The following is a 17,630-nucleotide window of genomic DNA, read 5'->3' as shown; positions in this document are numbered from 1 at the left end:
CTCGCGGCTATTTGCCTACAAACTGCATTTCAATCGGTTCGCTGAACTTCCTGCTCTCCACGGCTTTACCATCGGGATTGTAGTCTATCTGGCTGATGCGGATGATGGCGGTAAGCGTGGCCGGGCTCCTTGTGACGTAGAACACGGAGCCGTGCAGATGGAGGTCGAGACGGGGCTCGGCCACCGTCGTGAGCTCCGGCAGGGTGGAGTTGTCGTAAAACCCGCCCACAGTTATCACGGTGTCGTTGATGGTGTAGTAGTCGTTTGCATCCGATATGCCCTGCCGCATGCAGTTCAGCGTGACGGTGGAGCCCACGTATTGGTCGATGGGGTAGGGAAACTTGTCGGTTCCCACCTGCTCGAAGAGGAACCGGGTGTTGAACGACGAGAAGGCTATCTGGTTGTTGAAGAACGTACACAAGGCTGTTTCCATGGTCTTGTCGCCATGCTTCCACACACCCGAATAGACCTGCCGGCCGGGCGACTGGTACTCTGTGTCGGAGCTGGTGCCGTTGTCTGCTATCTCACATCCTGCCGTTACGAGGCTCGTAAGGAACAGAAGAAGATAAAAGAAAGTCGTTTTTCTCATTTTCGAAGTTATTTAACCATTCAACTGCAAAAATAAGAAATCTTGCACATAAATCAGATGTTTTTAGCCTAAACGTCCCGTTTTTTTGTTTCATCCCTCTGCTGATGCCGTCCTGCAGCTGCCTCCACGGGGTCGCGTAGTGGGCAAGCGGGGTTCTTGCATGTGTGCTTCGGGAACTTTCGACACTTGTCGCACAATCGTTTGACAGGTGTCGCACAATCTTTTGACACCTGTCGAAAGTTCCTCCTCGTATCCTGCTGCACCGCTGCATGCAGGTAGCAAGCCCTCTGGTAATCATCGCCTCCATCGTTTCTTTTCCCGAGCGGAGGTTACCGGCCGGGCATGTAACAAGGTAAGCTGCATCTTTTGAGGCAATATTTTGCCGGAAGAGGCGGCGGAATGAGCTATTTTTGCTATCTTTGCTCCTGCAATCTTACCGTGTAATTATGAAACCTTACCATGCTGTTATCATCTTTTTGGTCATCGTGTGCAGTGCAGTCGTCACGGGCGTTGGCAGCTATCACCGCATGCAAGCGTACATTGTGGAGGACATGAACCAGGCCTTGGCCCGCACGCTCGCGGCCAAGCAGGAAAGCTGGATTACGCCCGACACGATACTCACCTACCGCAGTAACCTGAACATAGCGGCACTGCGCGACCGCTCCTTCGTGTATTACGCCTTGGAGAACCAGGCAGGCGCTCTGTGCAGCCGCCGTATGCAGTGGCGCAGAAGCCGCCGTGCGGTGGCGTTCCAGAGCTACGCCAACTGCTCCGTTGCAGCCGTTGTGGGCATGTCGGACCAACGGTTACCGCTCTCGCTGGGCGCCTTGGCGGCGCTGTGGGCAGTGCTCTCCGTGGGCTACTTCAGGAAACATGCCATGCCGGCAGCCGTCTTCGGGCGGATGGTTTACGTCCGGACCGAGCATCGCTTCTACGATGCCGACCACGCGCTCATTCCCTTCACGCCCATGCAACAGCAGCTCATGGAGCTCTTCTTCGCCGCTCCCGCACACCGGCTCGGCAAAAAGGAAATTTGCGAAGCACTGTGGCCGAAGAAGCCGGACGCATCAGAAACCCTCTATACGCTTATTCGCAGGCTGAAGCCTGTTGTGGAACAGAACAGCAACCTGCGAATAGTCTCCGACCGCGGACGCTGCTATGAGCTGACCGACCGCGTGGAGTAGTTGGATGAAAAGGGCGTAATAGCTGCCCTGCCGGGCCCGGATTACGCAAATACCAAGGTCCCGAAGAAGTCCGGCCGGTGGAAATCGGGCTTGCCGACGGCAATGGGATTCCACGACAGGAAGTGCGGTCGGCTCAGCTTGTCGCCGCACTTGTAGAAGTTGGCCCGCATGGTGAGGCCGTCGAAAGCCGTGATGCTGTGCCTGAAGTAGGTGGCAGCAGGAACAACGAGTGCCAGCTCCCATTCCACTTCTCCTATGCGTTCGGCGAACGGCCGGCGGCCTAACGACGACCAGCGCAGCACCCTCTCGAGCACCGGCTGCGGCGCATGCTCGCGCCCCTCGCGCCCGGTGCCGGCCGCAACAAGCAGCGTTCCGGCGCAGTTACACTCCATATTGTAATAGTAACCGTCGGCAGCAGGGACGGAGAAGAACTCGCAGCAGGAGTCTTCCCATACGCGGCCGCAGTCGTGAGGGGCCACAGCAGCCACGCTGTATTCCCTGACACGGTAGTGGATAAGCAGCAGCGGGCCCGTGTGAGCCATGCGGAAAGCCACCCGAGGGGCGTAGGGATAGGCCTCGGGCCAGTTCACGCAGTCTATGGGTTGCCACTCCACGCCATCGCGGTCGAGCAGGGCAGGCACCTCGGCAGCCTCTTTCGGGGCCGCTGCTATTTTGCGAACGGATAACGTCTTCATGTCTTCAAGCTCTTACTTGCAGCTCTCGATGAACTCTGCCATTTCCTTCTCGTACGAGCAAACGCGCTCAAAGAGGCGGTACTGGTTGCGGGTTCTGACGAGATTATGCTCCGGATACTTAATCTTGTAATAGGTGTCGCCGTTGATGTAGTCGGCCAGGAAGCGCACGCACTGCATGAAGGGGAACAGCTCGGCGGCATAAGGCAGGTTCTCGGTCTCCACGGGCGTGAGGAATGCACGTGCCGACTCCATGTACCCGCGGGCAAAAGCACGGAAGATGTCCATGCGGAAGTCCACGCGCTCTGTATCCGGGTCGTCTTCCGGAAGGGTGCTTCCGGCCGTGCGGAGGAAGTCGCCGAAGTCGGAGAAAACAAAGCTCGGCATGGTTGTATCGAGGTCGATGACGCAGAGGGCGGTGCCGTCTTCGTCGTACATCAGGTTGTTTACTTTCGTATCGCAGTGGCAGATGCGCTTGGGAAGCGTGCCTTCGCGGAACATGCGTTCGGCCTTGCACATGCGCTCGGCGTGGCGTTCAATGCCGTCGATGTACTCCTGCACCTCGGCCGCCCGGCCCAAGGGGTCGGCTGCCACGGCCTCTCTGAGCTGGCGCATGCGCAGCTCCATGTTGTGGAAGTCGGGTATTGTTTCGCCCAGCTTGTCGGGAATGTCGACGAGCATAGCCTCGAACTGGCCGAATGCCTTGCCCGCATCGTAGGAATACTGCGGGTTTACGGTCTCGTAGGTGTGGGCCCTCGGGATGAACACCGACAGCCGCCAGTAGGTGCCGTCGGCATCCTTGAAGTAGGTTTTGCCCTCGCCCGTGGGCACAAAGCGCAGCACGCGGCGGTCTATGTCGGCCGTTCCGGCAGCCTCCAACTTGCGGCGAATGTGGCTTGTAACGGCCTCGATGTTGTGCTGCAGCAGGTCAACATCGGTAAAGATGGCGTTGTTGATGCGCTGCAGGACATAGTCGGGCGCGTCGGGCTCGGTAGTTGTCACGCGGTAGGTGTCGTTGATGAGTCCGTTTCCTAACGGCTCCACGCTTTCCACTGTCCCCTCTGTGAGGAAACGGGAGACGATGTTGTTGAACTTTTCTTGTTGCATGTCTTCATGAATTTGATGTGGCAAAAGTAATCAATTTTATTGATTCAACAAAAGCACAGTTAATTAATTGATAATTGATAATGGATAATTGAGAATTATGATTAGTCCGAATTGAGAATTGATAATGGACAATGGATAATTATGATTGGTCCGAATGGACATTTGATGATTGATAACAGGCAATTTTAATCCGTATGAATAAAGGAAGAAAACAGGGCGTAGCGCAGCGCGAAATCAGGCAGAAGAGCCTGTCCACAAAACGAATCATAATTCTCAATTGTCCATTCTCAATTCTCAATTACCCAGTTCTCCATTCTCAATTACCCAGTTCTCCATTCTCAATTAAGACTAATCATAATTATCAATTATCCATTATAAATTATCAATTAGAGCAAAGCAGCTACTGTCCTCCTAACCTTTTAAAGTACGTGATGACCTCTTCCCAGGTCTTGAACTCATCGCTCCCGAAGGCGATAGTTGTGGCCATGGCGTCGTCATCGGGTGCAGTATCGACGAGATAATCGCCGTAGAGCAGCGCCTTGCGGTTGGTGTAGATAACGCGGTCGTAAGCCGGCGTGCTGAGATACTGCTCCACCCAGGCCTGCACAGCAGCCATTTGCGCCGGCTCGTTGGCAGGAGCAGGGGCCACGACGTACACCTGGTAGCGCTCGCAGAGCATGGCGTAGGCCTTGGCCATGCTGGAGCGCGGCTTCATGTATCCATCGTGCAGGGTGCTGAAGTCGATGTACACGATGGGCCGTTCGCGCCTTTGCTGGCGGTCGTCAATCCATCTCACTACGGGCAGCACGCCGTGCATGAAGGAGCGGTCGTCCAGCCGGTGGCCTCCGTGGAAGCGTATGGCCTGCGTGTAGTGTGCCCGGAAGAGGTCGAAAGTGTTCACCACGTCGTCCTCATCGCCAAAAAGACCGTAGCAGCGGGTCTGCTCTTCGGCCGTCACACCGCCGAAGCACTGTTCCGTAATGGCCTTGTACTCCTTTACGAGCGGCTTGTCTACGAAGAACTCCTGTACTCCGTCCTGCCGCGGGTTCTGGTATGTTTGGCGCCCCATCATGTCGTGGCTGTGCATGGTTTCGCCCATTTCAAAGGCCGGGTTCACGCAGATACGGTCGTAGCCGTACATCATCTCGGCGTACATACCGCCCATCGAGGTGCCCAGGATGAGGTCGGGCTGCCGTTCGCTGCACACCCGGCGCAGCAGCGCCAGGGCCTCTTCGGGATGCAGGGGCAGGTCGTAGGCCATGACATCGGCCGAGGGCAGCACCGTTTGAATGAGCTTTACGGTGCCCGACTGGGCCGAGGAGCCGAAGCCGTGGATGTAGAGTATCTTCTTGCCCTGCATGAGGTCAGGGTATTGCTTGAGGTAAGGATTTTGCATGCTCGTTATCAGTTGTTCATGCAAAGATAGCGCTTTTAGCCGAAACGGCATGCAGCCGGCAGCATTATTTCTCTCCGCCGTGTCATCAAATCATCCCCTCCTCCGCCTCCCCTTTCCAAGGGGAGGATACCGGTTTGACCTTTCTCCAAGCGTTGTTTATCTTTTTCTATGAAGCAGCAAACCTGCAACAGCCGAAAGATTACTCTGTTACTCTGTCTTTAGATGCAAGCAGCTACGGTTCCTCCCCTTAGAAAGGGGAGGTTAGGAGGGGATGATTTTGCAAGCAGCAAGCTCCTAATTCACAATTCATAATTCACAATTCACAATGAAAGAGGGGATGATTTCTTAAGCAGCATCGCTATTTCATGCCATCAAGTCATCCCCTCCTCCGCCTCCCCTTTCTAAGGGGAGGATACCGGTTTGACCTTTCTCCAAGCGTTGTTTACCTTTTTCTATGAAGCAGCAAACCTGCAGCAGCCGAAAGATTACTCTGTTACTCTGTCTTTAAACGCACACAGCAGCGGTTCCTCCCCTTAGAAAGGGGAGGTTAGGAGGGGATGATTGCAGCAACGGTTTCCTTGCTTTTGCACCATCAGAGTGGCTTTCCGGAGGCTTGTCGAACCCGTTTTAGTCACTCCCTTTCAGCCCAGCAGGCCCGCCATTACATCCCTCTCATTATCAGATACTTACATAACAGCTTTACCGAAGCTGCCTTTCAAGCCCCTTGACCGATACCTTCAAGCCCATTGAACGTATCCTTCAAGGGCCTCGAACCATAGCTCCGTGCGGAGCGCTGTTTACAGCGGGTGGGGCTGCAAAGGGCGACGGAGCCAAATGAACCCACCAAGCAGCCCCCACATTCCTGACAACCAGGGTTGTTACAGCACAATTTTTAAGGTGAATTTTGGCCAAACTACAAACTAAAAGTTAGCCAAACTGCTAAACGAAAGTTGGCCAAATTGCTAAATAGATGGCTGATAATTTGCGTTGATAAGGTTATTTTGTTATCTTTGCTGCATATTCTTTTATTCTGAGAAAACATGGAAAAGGTATATAGGAAACGCATTGCAGACCGATTGCTTATGGACAAGTTGGATGCAATGGGAGCGGTTCTGATAGAAGGACCCAAAGGATGTGGCAAGACAACCACGGCAGAACAACAGGCAAAGAGTGTGCTCTACATGGACGACCCGGAACGTTCTGAACAATATCTGCAAATGGCACAAACCAATATTCGTTTCCTTTTGCAGGGCACAACACCCAGACTGATAGACGAGTGGCAGGTAGTACCCAGGTTCTGGGATGCCATCAGGTTCGAGGTTGACCATCGCAACGAAGTCGGTCAGTATATTTTGACAGGTTCGGCCGTTCCACCTGAAACGAAAGACATACACCACACCGGCACCGGTCGCTACGGGTGGCTGACCATGCGGCCAATGAGTCTGTGGGAAACGGGCGACTCCAACGGCGGCATCAGCCTGTCGGAAGTCTTCAGGTCGCCAGAACAGATAGGCAGTTCTGCCAACCTCACGATGGAACGTTTGGCGTTCCTGGTGTGCAGAGGAGGATGGCCTAACTCGCTGTGGGCAAAGACCGAAAAGGCTGCTCTTACGCAGGCAGCAGAATACTATGAAGCAATTACCCGGTCCGACATATCAAGGGTGGATGATGTTCGGCGTGATGAAGAACGCGCCAAACGCCTGATGCGCTCCTATGCCAGGCACCAGGGGACGCAAGCCAGCATGCAGACAATACTGGATGACATAGTAGTTAATGACACGGAGGAAATGAGTTCTGCCACACTTGCTTCTTATCTGAATGCCCTGAAGAAGATTTTTGTCATTGAAGACATGCCGGCGTGGAACCCGAACCTGCGGAGCAAGACGGCTATCAGGACTTCGGACACCCGTTACTTCGTTGACTCGTCTGTTGCATGTGCGGCCTTGGGCCTTGGTCCTGATGACCTGATAAACGATTTGAATACCTTTGGGCTGTTTTTCGAGACCATGTGCATTCGCGATCTCCGTGTCTACGCAGACGCTTTAGACGGAAGAGTTTACCATTTCAGAGACAAAAACGGATTGGAGTGTGATGCCGTTATCCATCTGCGCAACGGGTCTTATGGCTTGATAGAAATTAAGTTGGGCGGCGATAAACTGATTGACGAAGGAGCAAAGAACCTGATTGCATTAAGCGAGAAGATTGATACTACAAGAATGAAAGCACCCGCCTTTATGATGGTTCTCACAGGAGTGGGCGCTTATGCCTACAGGCGTACGGATGGTGTATATGTAGTGCCGATAGGTTGCCTGAAAGACTAAAGCCCGCAAATCGAGCCCCGGCGTATCGTAATACAGCCGTTTCAGCGGGCTTGAGCATCCGGAGAGGATGTGCCGGGGGTAGCAGCTGCCGTTGTTGAAACCGGCATTCGTTTTTCCTGCTCCTTTGTATTGCGAGTGTGAGATTATTTTGTATATTTGCCAAAGTAATACCAAACACATGCGATGATGGATAAACGGAGAAAGACGGCTTGCGCACTCGCGCTGCTTGCCACGTGCTTTTTATTGTTCGCCGGCTGCCATGACAACGTGCTGAAGAGCCGCCCGCAGATGAACGACAGTACCATAATGATGGTTGACAGCATCAGGCAGGATTCCACCTTCTATCTTACCAGAGGCGTGGGCATGGCCGGCACGGAGAAGCCACAGTGGGAGTGGTGCAACCGGTTGGGCCGACATGCCGGCACCGAGGTGCTCTACTGGCTCGCCGGCACCGACAGCTCGCTCGTTGTACGGCTGTGTGCGTATCGCCAACTGCGGCGTAAGTCGGGCCAAAAGGCCGTGCACTTCTACCAAGAACACATCAACGACAGCGTCAAAGTCACACTCCAGTCGGGCTGCATCGTGTACGATGCCCCGTTTGTAGAGGCCATTGAGGCCGTTAACTCAATGGACCATGACCAGCCTCCCTTAGCTGCGGTGTGGCAGAACCAGTTGGACAGCCTGCAGTTCTTTTCCAATCGGCAGGCCGACCTCTTGCAAAATCCCTGGTTTCTCGGCACACTCCGGCCCCGTAAAGTTTATTATTCCAAGCTGCGGACGGAGGTGGCAAAGGGGAACTATGCCCCCGTGGCAGCCCTTGCCAAATTCCACCGCACGGCGGATATACCGCTTATAGAGCGGGTGCTGAAAACCATGCGGGCGGAGAGTTACGACAAAACGATAGCCGGGTTGGCAGCTGTTGAGAACTGGCCCCATAAGTCGTTCGCATGGTTTGTACAGGAGCAATGCCGCGAAGCCATTGATGGAGAGCCTTCAGCGCTGTCGGACACGTATCTTATTCCGGTGCTGCTGGCCTATCCCGAGCCGTGGAGCTACCGCATGTTGCAGCACTTGATGGGTCAAAACATGCCGAAGGAAGACCTCCTGACCTTTGGTATTGAACTGAAAGACGCCTATGAAAAGCATCCGCAGCCGTACTTCAAGCCCCTTTACGATAAGTATTGCGCGCACATCAAACTACGACCGGTAAGCGAAGGCGTGCAGGAAATCATTACGGAATAGCCTTCTCGCGGCGCCGGGGCTTGTCGGCAGGCCGACGGGGCGGTGTCAGCAAGATGTCAGTAAAATGTCAGTTGGCTTTTAGGTAGTGTCTTTATGCTTTTGCGTATTTTCGCTTCAAAAACGAAGGAAGATGCAAAAACAGATGATGATGGCGGCCTGCCTGTGGCTCATAGCCCTGCCCCTGCAGGCCCAAACGGAAAAGGAAGTGCAGCTGGACAGCGTAACGGTTGAGGCCGCCCGCGTGGTAAACAAGCCCGATGGCAAGCTGCTCATACCTTCGGAGGCGCAGAAACGGGCCTCGACCAATGGCTACAGCTTGCTGGCCAAGCTGCAGTTGCCCGGCTTGAGGGTAGATGAGGTGATGCGTTCCGTGGTGGTGCTGGACGGCAGAGGCGAACTCCAGCTGCGGCTCAACGGAGCCATAGCCTCCAGGGAAGACCTTCTTGCGCTCGATGCAGGCACGGTCAGGAGCGTTGAGTTTATAGACAATCCGGGCGTGAGGTACGGACAGGGAGTGGCCTATGTGGTCAACATCCGCACACAGCGGGCCGTAAGCGGCAGCGTAGTGGGCGTGGATGCAAGCAACGCCGTTACCACCCGGTATGGCGACAACGCCGTGTACGGGCGCCTGAACCGCGGAGATGCGGAGATAGCCTTCAATTACGACTTCGGCTACAGCGACTTCAGGGGCAGCCGGTACGAGGAACTGGCCAGCTACCTGCTGACCGACGGCAGTAGGTACGACATCTCGCGGCGCGACGAGGCCGCACGCTCGCGCAGCTACAGGCATTCGGCCGAGCTGAAATTCAGCCTCGCCGACTCTGCCTCCAACGTGCTTCAGGCCTCGTTGTACGGTTCGTTCAATCAGATGCCCGGCGACTGGCAGCAGCGCAGGATAGCAGACGGCTCGGCCGGGAGCACCGCATTCATCCGCTCGCATGGCCGCAATTTCTCGCCCGTTGCCGACCTCTACGCATTCCGTCACATCGGCAGAGGGCGAACGGTAACGGTGAACATCGTGGGTACAGCCATCGGCACACGCAGCCACCGGCTCAATACGGAGGGCTCGCCCTATGCCTACGACGTGCAGGGTCGCACGTGGTCGCTGCTCACCGAGGCTATTTACGAACACCGCTTGCGGCCCCTCACGCTCTCGTTCGGTGCCCGCCACAAGTGGAAATATACCCGCAACGCCTATACAGGCAGCGTGGAGTCGCTCAACTGCATGCACAACAGCTCGCTGTACCTCTTCGGCGAGGTCAAGGGTAACTGGCACAAGTGGGCCTACGTGGCCGGTCTGGGGGCCACGAACGAGCGCTACCGCCAGGGCGGTTACAGTTATAACCGCTGGCTCTTCATGCCCCGGCTCACGCTAACGTATGAGTTTGCGCCCTCGCTCTCGGTGCGTTACATGGCTGGTGTGGAGAGTCGGCTGTCGCAGGTGGCCATGGTAAGCGACACGCGCATCAGGCAGAACAGCATGGAATGGACGGTGGGCAATCCCTACCTGAAGCCTACAAGTCGCCTGGAGCACAGCCTGCGCATAGCCTGGAACGTGCCCCGGCTGTCTAACTCCATCAACATTGTGCAGCGACTCAACCGCCATCCCAACATGGCAAGCTACACCCGGACGGACAACAACGAGTTTCTCTACACGCAAAAGAACCAGCGCAGCATCGATATGTTTTACGTATCGGACGACGTGCGTTGGGACATCGTGCCCCGGAAGCTGACTTTTCAGGCCTCGGCCGGCATCTACCGCTTCTTCAACCGCGGCGACGACTACCGCCATTATCTCACGGCCTACAACGTGCAGGGCAGCATGCAGGCCTATCTGGGACGGTGGACACTGACGGCCTATGCCGACAACGGCTGGCGCTTTATGGAGGGTGAGACGCGTAGCCGGCAGGGGGCGGCAACCTACGTGGGCTGCTCCTACCGGGCAGGTAATCTCACGCTGTCGGCCTATTGGCAGCATCCGCTGGAGAAGAACCCCATGATGATGAAGGACGAAGTGGTGAATCGCTACGTGTGGAAGCAGATTATGATGCGCGGAACCGACTATGGCAACGCGCTTATGCTGAACGTGGCGTGGCGCCTGAGCCGTGGACGGAAGTTCCGCGAAGTGCAGAGACAGCTCAAAAACGAGGACAGGCAAACGGGCATCATGTAGGCGTATGAGGAAGTTGTTGGTGCTGTTGGCAGTTCTGGTGTTTGCCGTCATCGTGGCCGAATACACCATCCCGGTGGGCGATGAGCGTCCGTTCGAGGAAGTGTTCCAGGAAGGCATGAACTTTGTGTACTTCAACACCTACACCGATACGGCTCTGGACTACAGCTTCAGCTATCCTTCCTTCTTCCAACAGGAAACCTTTGCCGGCGATGGGGCGGGCCGTGTGCAGTTCGGCTACCATGCCCACGGCATGAATATGGTCATGGAGTGCAGGGTTGAACCTGCCGGGAAGTACCGCTTCCGCACAGCCGATGTGGTGGACTCCGGCTCCGTGGCATCTGTAGAGGGCTACCGCTACTGCTCCCACTACATCCTGCGCAGCGGCCGCTGGTATGTCCTCACCCTCTGCTATCCTGCCTCCTATCAGCAAGCTGCCGCCCTCCTGCTGTTCAAGGTTAAAAGGTGGCGGGCGCAGCCGTCCAATGCTCGCTTGGGAAAATTTAAGCCAGAAGAGTAACGGAAAGGGCAAGAAGGATTGAAGGAAGACATACACGCTTTGATAGGAGCACCCAATAAACCAGCAATAGAGCGAGAATTTAAGCCCTTATATTTAATAAATTGATGCCGTTTGTGCGCTTTGTCGTATATTATTTGCTATATTTGCAAATAATCTACAATACCTATGGAAAAGCTAACCAGCAGAATAAAAGAAGTTCTCACTGAAAGAGACATGGGGCAGATGAGGTCTACTGAAAATCTCTGCAAGATTTTCACAATTGTGAACCCATGCGTTTGTAATCGCTGCCAATCCAGTCTGGAACTCCATCTACGGACAGTCGGGATATTACAAGCAAATGCTAAGGATTTCGGAAAAAAAGAAAAAGGCGAGTTGCCCCGCCTTGTTTGTTTTCACAACGGAATAATCCTTATTGTGATTTGCTTGAAAATTCTGTTGCAAATATAATAACTTAATTATTAATAACCAAATAAATCTATCAAAAAGATGAAAACAATCTTAGGATTAGACTTGGGAACCAATAGTATTGGTTGGGCTAAAGTCTCTATTGACGACGATGGTAATTACTTGCATGACATCAAACTTGGAAGCCGCATTATTCCGATGAGCCAGGATGCACTGGGTAACTTCGACAAAGGAGTAACAGAGTCGCAGACAGCCATTCGGACGGGTTTTCGGGGTGTGCGGAGAATTCGGGAACGTTCCCTGCAGCGTCGCGAGCGGTTGCACAGAGTGCTGCATGTGATGGGTTTCCTGCCTCCTCACTACGACTCGGCCATCGGATGGAACAGAGAGGAGGCGATCACATACGGCAAGTTCCTCAATCATGGCGAACCGAAGCTGGCTTGGGAACGGCAGGCAGACGGCTCAATGCGGTTCCTCTTCATGGATTCGTTTCATGAGATGATGGCTGATTTCGAACGTTATCAGCCAGCCCTGGTTGCTGACGGAAGGAAGATACCACTGGACTGGACACTCTATTACCTGCGGAAAAAGGCCCTTACGCAAGCCATCCGGAAAGAGGAACTGGCGTGGATACTGCTCAACTTCAACCAGAAGCGTGGCTACTATCAGTTGCGTGGAGAAGAGGAAGAAGAGGATCCGACGAAGCGTGAGGAATTCTATGAGCTGAAAGTGACCGGTGTGGAAGCAACAGATGAGCGGAAAGGTGATGAAGTGTGGTATAATGTCAGGTTGGAAAACGGATGGATTTATCGTCGCAGCAGCAAGATTTCTCTTGATGACTGGGTGGGCAAGACCAGGCAGTTTATCGTTACGACTGAATATGAAAAGGATGGCACAACACCGAAGAAAGACAAAGCCGGAGAGGTGAAACGGTCGTTCCGGGCCCCAAAAGAAGACGATTGGGGGTTGCGGAAGAAACGTACGGAGAGTCAACTGGAAGCATCGGGCAAAACTGTAGGAACGTTCATCTACGATCATCTGCTGGCTGAACCTGCTGACAAAATTCGCGGAAACTTCATCCGTACCATCGAACGCAAATACTATAAGGCAGAACTGGAAGCCATTCTGCGTGAGCAATGCAAATATCATGAGGAACTGCGGAGTAAGGAAATACTTGCTGCTTGTGCCAGGGAACTTTATCAGAACAATCAGCCTCACCGGGATAGTCTGTTGAAGAAGGATATGGTCTATCTGCTCTTGACTGACCTTATCTTCTATCAGAGACCGCTGAAGAGCAAGAAGTCGCTGATTGCAGATTGTCCATACGAACATTATCAATATGTAGACAAGGAGACAGGAGAAATCAGGCAGCAGGGTATCAAGTGTATTGCGAAGTCAAACCCGTATTATCAGGAGTTCCGGTTGTGGCAGTTCATCCTCAATCTTCGGCTCTATGACAGAACGGACGACAAGGAAGTTACTGCGGAGTACCTGCAGTCACGGGAAGATTATGCACGGTTGTTTGTTTATCTGAACGACCGCAAGGAAATCAATCAGGAGACATTACTGAAAGATTTCTTTGGTCTGAAAAAAGTAAAGGCACCGGGTGCAGAGAAAGAGTTTCCCATCCGTTGGAATTACATAGAGGATAAAGAGAAGAAATATCCATGCAATGAGACGCGATATGAACTGCTTATGGCACTCGATCGTGCAAGTTTGGAACACAGTTGGCTGGATGACGGTGAACGACAATATCGCCTTTGGCATTTGCTCTACTCTGTAGAAACCAAGGATGAGGTAGAAAGAGCGTTGCAGAAACTGTGTGCAGATACAAATAAAAAAGAGAAAGGAAAAGAGATAGAGGCAGCAAAACGGGTTGTTGTCAATGATGAGAATGTTTTCGTTAGTGCTTTCCTAAAAGTAAAGCCGTTTAAGAAAGATTACGGTGCCTACTCTGAGAAAGCCGTGAAAAAGCTGTTGGCTGTCATGCGTATGGGTAGCTTGTGGCACGAGGCAAACATCTGTGAAGAGACGAGAGGTAGGATAGTGAGTATTCTGCAAGGAGATATGGATGAAAAGATAAAAGAAAGAATGAGCCATGCAGCCTATTCTTTCGGTCAGCTCTCTGACTTTCAGGGACTGCCCGAATGGTTGGCATGCTATGTTGTGTATGGGCGTCATTCTGAAGCAACGGAGATTCAACGTTGGGAGACTCCGGAAAGCTTGATGGCATATATAAATGGTTTCAAGCAGCACTCGCTTCGCAATCCCATCGTAGAGCAATGTGTTCTCGAAACTCTTCGGACAGTTCACGACATATGGAAAGAGTCTGGACGAATAGACGAAATTCATGTTGAATTAGGACGAAGCATGAAGAGTACAGCGGATCAGCGCGCCCGCATGACGCAGAATATTCAGAAGAACGAAAATACCAATCTGCGCATCAAGAGTCTACTGATGGAACTGAAGAATGATGCGGATATCAAGGATGTACGTCCTTACTCGCCCATGCAGCAGGAGATATTGCGTATTTATGAGGAAGGAGCCTTACAGGAACTGACCAAGGATGATAAGGACTTTACCGAGATTTCTAAAATCTCAAAAATGGCGCAGCCTTCGGCAAGCGAACTGTTAAGGTATAAGCTCTGGCTGGAACAGAAATATCGTTCGCCTTATACCGGGAAGCCCATTTCGCTGTCGAAGCTCTTCACTTCGGCATATCAGATAGAACATGTTATTCCACAGAGCCGTTACTTTGACGATTCTTTTAATAATAAAGTGATTTGTGAGGCCGAGGTAAACACCAAGAAGAGCAATATGCTGGGCTACGAGTTTATCAAAAATCATGGTGGAGAGATAGTCCACTGCACGATGTTAGGTGATGTCAAAATCCTAAGCGAGAACGAGTACAAGGCATTCGTATTGGACCATTACGCTAACAATCGGGCAAAGAAAGATAAGTTACTGATGGAAGACATACCTCAGGAGTTCCTGAACCGACAGATGAACGACAGCCGATATATAAGTAAGGTGGTAATGGCTTTGCTTTCAAATATCGTGCGGACGGAGGAGGAAATGGAAACCACTTCAAAGTTTGTCATCCCTTGTACGGGTGGCATAACTGACAGACTGAAGAAAGACTGGGGACTGAATGATGTATGGAATCATATCGTTTACCCACGTTTTGAACGGCTCAATGATCTTACACAGTCTGAAGTTTTCGGCCATTGGGAAAACAAGGAAGGCAAAAGGGTCTTCCAGACATCTCTCCCGCTGAAGTTGCAGGTTGGATTTAGTAAGAAACGCATCGATCACCGTCACCATGCCATGGACGCATTGGTGATAGCATGTGCCTCCCGCAACATCATCAACTACCTTAACAATGAGTCTGCCAACAGTCTGGATAAACGGGAAGACCTGCGGCGGCAGCTTTGTGACAAGAACCGAATTATCCGTAAGCCGTGGGACACTTTCACGCAGGATGCCTGTGCTGCACTGGAAAATGTGATAGTCAGCTTCAAGAGCTATGTCCGTGTTATCAACAAAGCCACCAATTATTATGAGCGGTATGATGCAGAAGGTAAGAAGATTATGGCGGAACAGCAGAGTAAGGAAATGTGGGCAGTAAGAAAGCCAATGCACAAGGAAACGGTGTTTGGTCATGTCAATCTTCGGCGGAAAGAAACGGTCAAGCTTAAAGATGCTTTGGAGAATATCCCGTCTATTTGCAACAAGGATTTGCGTGACTACATCAACAGCTTGGTTGAGAAACATTTCAATACCAAACAGTTGCTTGCCCATTTCAAGAGCATCGGTTATCATTGGAACAAGCAGCATGTGGATAAAGTGGAGGTTTGGCAATTCAGTGATGAGAAAGAAAAGATGGTGGCAACGAGGAAAACACTTGATATATCATTTGATGCCAAGCGCATTGCTTCTATCACAGATACAGGCATCCAGAAAATACTCCTTACCTACCTTGAGACGAAAGGAGGAAACCCTACCGTAGCCTTTACGCCAGAGGGAATTACTGAGTTAAATCAGCATATAGCTGACTATAACGGCGGTAAGAAGCATCAACCAATCTTGAAGGTCAGAGTGTCTGAACCAATGGGTGCGAAGTATCCGGTAGGACAAATAGGCAACAAGGCTGATAAGTTTGTTGAAGCTCAAAAAGGCACTAACCTTTACTTTGCCATCTACGAAGATGAAGAAGGAAAAAGAACATACAAAACAATGCCATTGAACGAGGTGATAGAACGGCTGAAACAAGAACTGCCTCCAGTGCCAGAGAAGAATGAGGAGGGGGTGCCGTTGAAGTTCTATATCTCGCCTAATGATCTGGTCTATGTACCATCAGAGGATGAAATGATTACGAAGGAATGCAGATTGAATAAGGAAAGGATTTATAAAATGGTAAGCTCTACAGGGAATCAATGTCATTTCTTACCATGTTATATAGCTAAACCTATTTACGATAAGTTTGAATTTGAAGCAATGAATAAAATAGGTAGAGCTTTATCTGGCGAAATGATAAAGACTGTCTGCTGGAAAATGGAAGTAGATCGTCTGGGAAATATTCTTAGAATAATTAAATAAAATTTCTTTTCCTATGATTAAGAAAACATTATGTTTCAGCAACCCCATCTACTTGAGTCTGCGTAATGCCCAGTTAGTATTACATTTGCCCGAAGTGGAGGACAACGGCACATTGCCTGAAACGATGAAGAAAGAAGCTGAGCGCACCATCCCGATAGAAGATATCGGGGTGGTTATACTTGATAATCGGCGCATAACGGTAACTTCGGGTGTACTGGAAGCACTGTTGGAGAACAACTGTGCCGTTATCACTTGCGACCAAAAAAGTATGCCTGTTGGTCTGCTTCTCCCTTTATGTGGTAACAATACACAGAACGAGCGGTTTCGTTCACAGTTGGATGCCTCGCTGCCATTGCGGAAACAGCTTTGGCAACAGACTGTGAAGCAGAAAATTCTCAATCAGGAGCATATCCTACGAACCAACACAGACAAAGAAACCAACTGCATGCGTGTATGGGCAAACGACGTGCGCAGCGGAGACCCCGGAAACCTTGAAGCAAGAGCAGCAGTCTATTACTGGCGAAATATCTTCGCAGATTATCCCGGCTTTGTTCGCGACCGCGAAGGTATACCACCAAACAATCTTCTCAACTATGGCTATGCCATCTTGCGAGCAGTCATTGCCCGGTCGTTAGTGGGTAGTGGCTTGCTTCCAACTCTGGGCATTCATCATCACAACCGTTACAACGCTTACTGTTTGGCTGACGACATAATGGAACCCTATCGACCGTATGTAGACCAGCTTGTTATCGACATCATTAACCATAACGACGACGTTTCGGTAATTACCAAAGAACTGAAAATGCAGCTTCTGGGTATTCCGATGTTAGATGTCGTGGTGAATAGCAAGCGCAGTCCGCTGATGATTGCCACTCAACAGACAACCGCTTCCCTTGCAAAATGTTTTGCCGGCGAGACTCGTCACATCAGTTTTCCAGAAATGTAGATTCATATGACCAGCTTCGACCGCTTCAGTGAATATCGAATTATGTGGATTCTTGTATTCTTTGACCTGCCAACGGAAACCAAGAGGGAGAAGAAAGCCTATATTGATTTTCGCAAATCTCTGATGAAAGATGGCTTTACAATGTTCCAGTTTTCCATCTACGTACGTCATTGTGCAAGTATGGAGAATGCCGAGGTTCACATGAAGCGTGTCCGTTCATTATTGCCCAAAGTGGGAAAAGTCGGTATCTTGTGCATCACAGATAAGCAGTTTGCTAACATCCAACTCTTCTATGGTGAGAAACAAAAGCCTCCTAATACTCCTGGTCAACAATTGGAACTATTCTAATCTCGCATCCAATAGAAAACGAAAATCCCACTCTTATCGAATGGGATTTTGTTTTGCGGTATCATTTTATAATTCTCTAAATAACCTTTTATCTATTTAAAAATCAGTTAT

The 17,630-nt window shown here is 51.4% G+C and carries 13 protein-coding genes; 9 read left to right on the top strand and 4 right to left on the bottom strand.

From position 1 onward, the window contains the following. Positions 1-7: 7 nt before the first annotated feature. Complete coding sequence (locus tag BMW31_RS09785; RefSeq protein ID WP_091824900.1) at positions 8-589, bottom strand: hypothetical protein; 582 nt, start codon at positions 587-589, stop codon at positions 8-10. Between the two features lie 446 nt (positions 590-1,035). Here BMW31_RS09785 and BMW31_RS09780 point away from each other — a divergent pair, with 446 nt between their 5' ends. Then, positions 1,036-1,773 (top strand): winged helix-turn-helix domain-containing protein, encoded by a 738-nt coding sequence (locus BMW31_RS09780; RefSeq protein ID WP_091824895.1) that lies wholly within the window; start codon positions 1,036-1,038, stop codon positions 1,771-1,773. 41 nt (positions 1,774-1,814) lie between these two features. Here BMW31_RS09780 and BMW31_RS09775 read toward each other — a convergent pair whose 3' ends face one another. From BMW31_RS09775 to BMW31_RS09765, 3 genes are all read right to left on the bottom strand, one after another. After that, positions 1,815-2,468: a carbohydrate-binding family 9-like protein gene (locus tag BMW31_RS09775; RefSeq protein ID WP_091824892.1), complete on the bottom strand. Its 654-nt coding sequence runs from the start codon at positions 2,466-2,468 to the stop codon at positions 1,815-1,817. 12 nt (positions 2,469-2,480) lie between these two features. After that, positions 2,481-3,572, bottom strand: a complete 1,092-nt coding sequence (locus BMW31_RS09770) for a phosphotransferase enzyme family protein (RefSeq protein ID WP_091824889.1) — start codon at positions 3,570-3,572, stop codon at positions 2,481-2,483. 400 nt (positions 3,573-3,972) lie between these two features. Further along, the gene (locus BMW31_RS09765; protein ID WP_091824886.1) at positions 3,973-4,968 is read right to left on the bottom strand and encodes a YqiA/YcfP family alpha/beta fold hydrolase; all 996 of its coding nucleotides are present in this window, start codon (positions 4,966-4,968) and stop codon (positions 3,973-3,975) included. A gap of 1,040 nt (positions 4,969-6,008) precedes the next feature. On the opposite strand from BMW31_RS09765, the gene BMW31_RS09760 reads away from it, so the two are divergent. From BMW31_RS09760 to cas2, 8 genes are all read left to right on the top strand, one after another. Beyond that, on the top strand, positions 6,009-7,289 hold the full coding sequence (locus BMW31_RS09760; RefSeq protein WP_091824883.1) for an ATP-binding protein: 1,281 nt from the start codon (positions 6,009-6,011) through the stop codon (positions 7,287-7,289). Positions 7,290-7,472: 183 nt separating this feature from the next. Then, entirely contained in the window at positions 7,473-8,531 is a 1,059-nt protein-coding gene (locus BMW31_RS09755) for a hypothetical protein (protein ID WP_091824880.1), read from the top strand. Between the two features lie 130 nt (positions 8,532-8,661). Then, positions 8,662-10,704, top strand: a complete 2,043-nt coding sequence (locus BMW31_RS09750) for a porin family protein (RefSeq protein ID WP_091824877.1) — start codon at positions 8,662-8,664, stop codon at positions 10,702-10,704. A gap of 4 nt (positions 10,705-10,708) precedes the next feature. Then, positions 10,709-11,221: a hypothetical protein gene (locus BMW31_RS09745; RefSeq protein WP_091824874.1), complete on the top strand. Its 513-nt coding sequence runs from the start codon at positions 10,709-10,711 to the stop codon at positions 11,219-11,221. A 165-nt stretch (positions 11,222-11,386) separates the two neighbouring features. After that, complete coding sequence (locus tag BMW31_RS13600; RefSeq protein ID WP_255404931.1) at positions 11,387-11,668, top strand: hypothetical protein; 282 nt, start codon at positions 11,387-11,389, stop codon at positions 11,666-11,668. A gap of 39 nt (positions 11,669-11,707) precedes the next feature. After that, a complete protein-coding gene (cas9, locus tag BMW31_RS09735) occupies positions 11,708-16,225 on the top strand; it encodes a type II CRISPR RNA-guided endonuclease Cas9 (protein ID WP_091824870.1) in 4,518 nt (1,505 codons plus the stop codon). Positions 16,226-16,238: 13 nt separating this feature from the next. After that, positions 16,239-17,171: a type II CRISPR-associated endonuclease Cas1 gene (cas1, locus tag BMW31_RS09730; RefSeq protein WP_091824868.1), complete on the top strand. Its 933-nt coding sequence runs from the start codon at positions 16,239-16,241 to the stop codon at positions 17,169-17,171. 6 nt (positions 17,172-17,177) lie between these two features. Beyond that, a complete protein-coding gene (gene cas2 / locus BMW31_RS09725; protein WP_177166307.1) occupies positions 17,178-17,519 on the top strand; it encodes a CRISPR-associated endonuclease Cas2 in 342 nt (113 codons plus the stop codon). The last annotated feature ends 111 nt before the right edge of the window (positions 17,520-17,630 follow it).

It is taken from the genome of Prevotella sp. kh1p2 (assembly GCF_900111525.1).
Classification (GTDB): domain Bacteria; phylum Bacteroidota; class Bacteroidia; order Bacteroidales; family Bacteroidaceae; genus Prevotella.
Note: the sequence above shows the minus strand (reverse complement) of the source record. Positions and strands in the feature narration are given on the sequence as shown.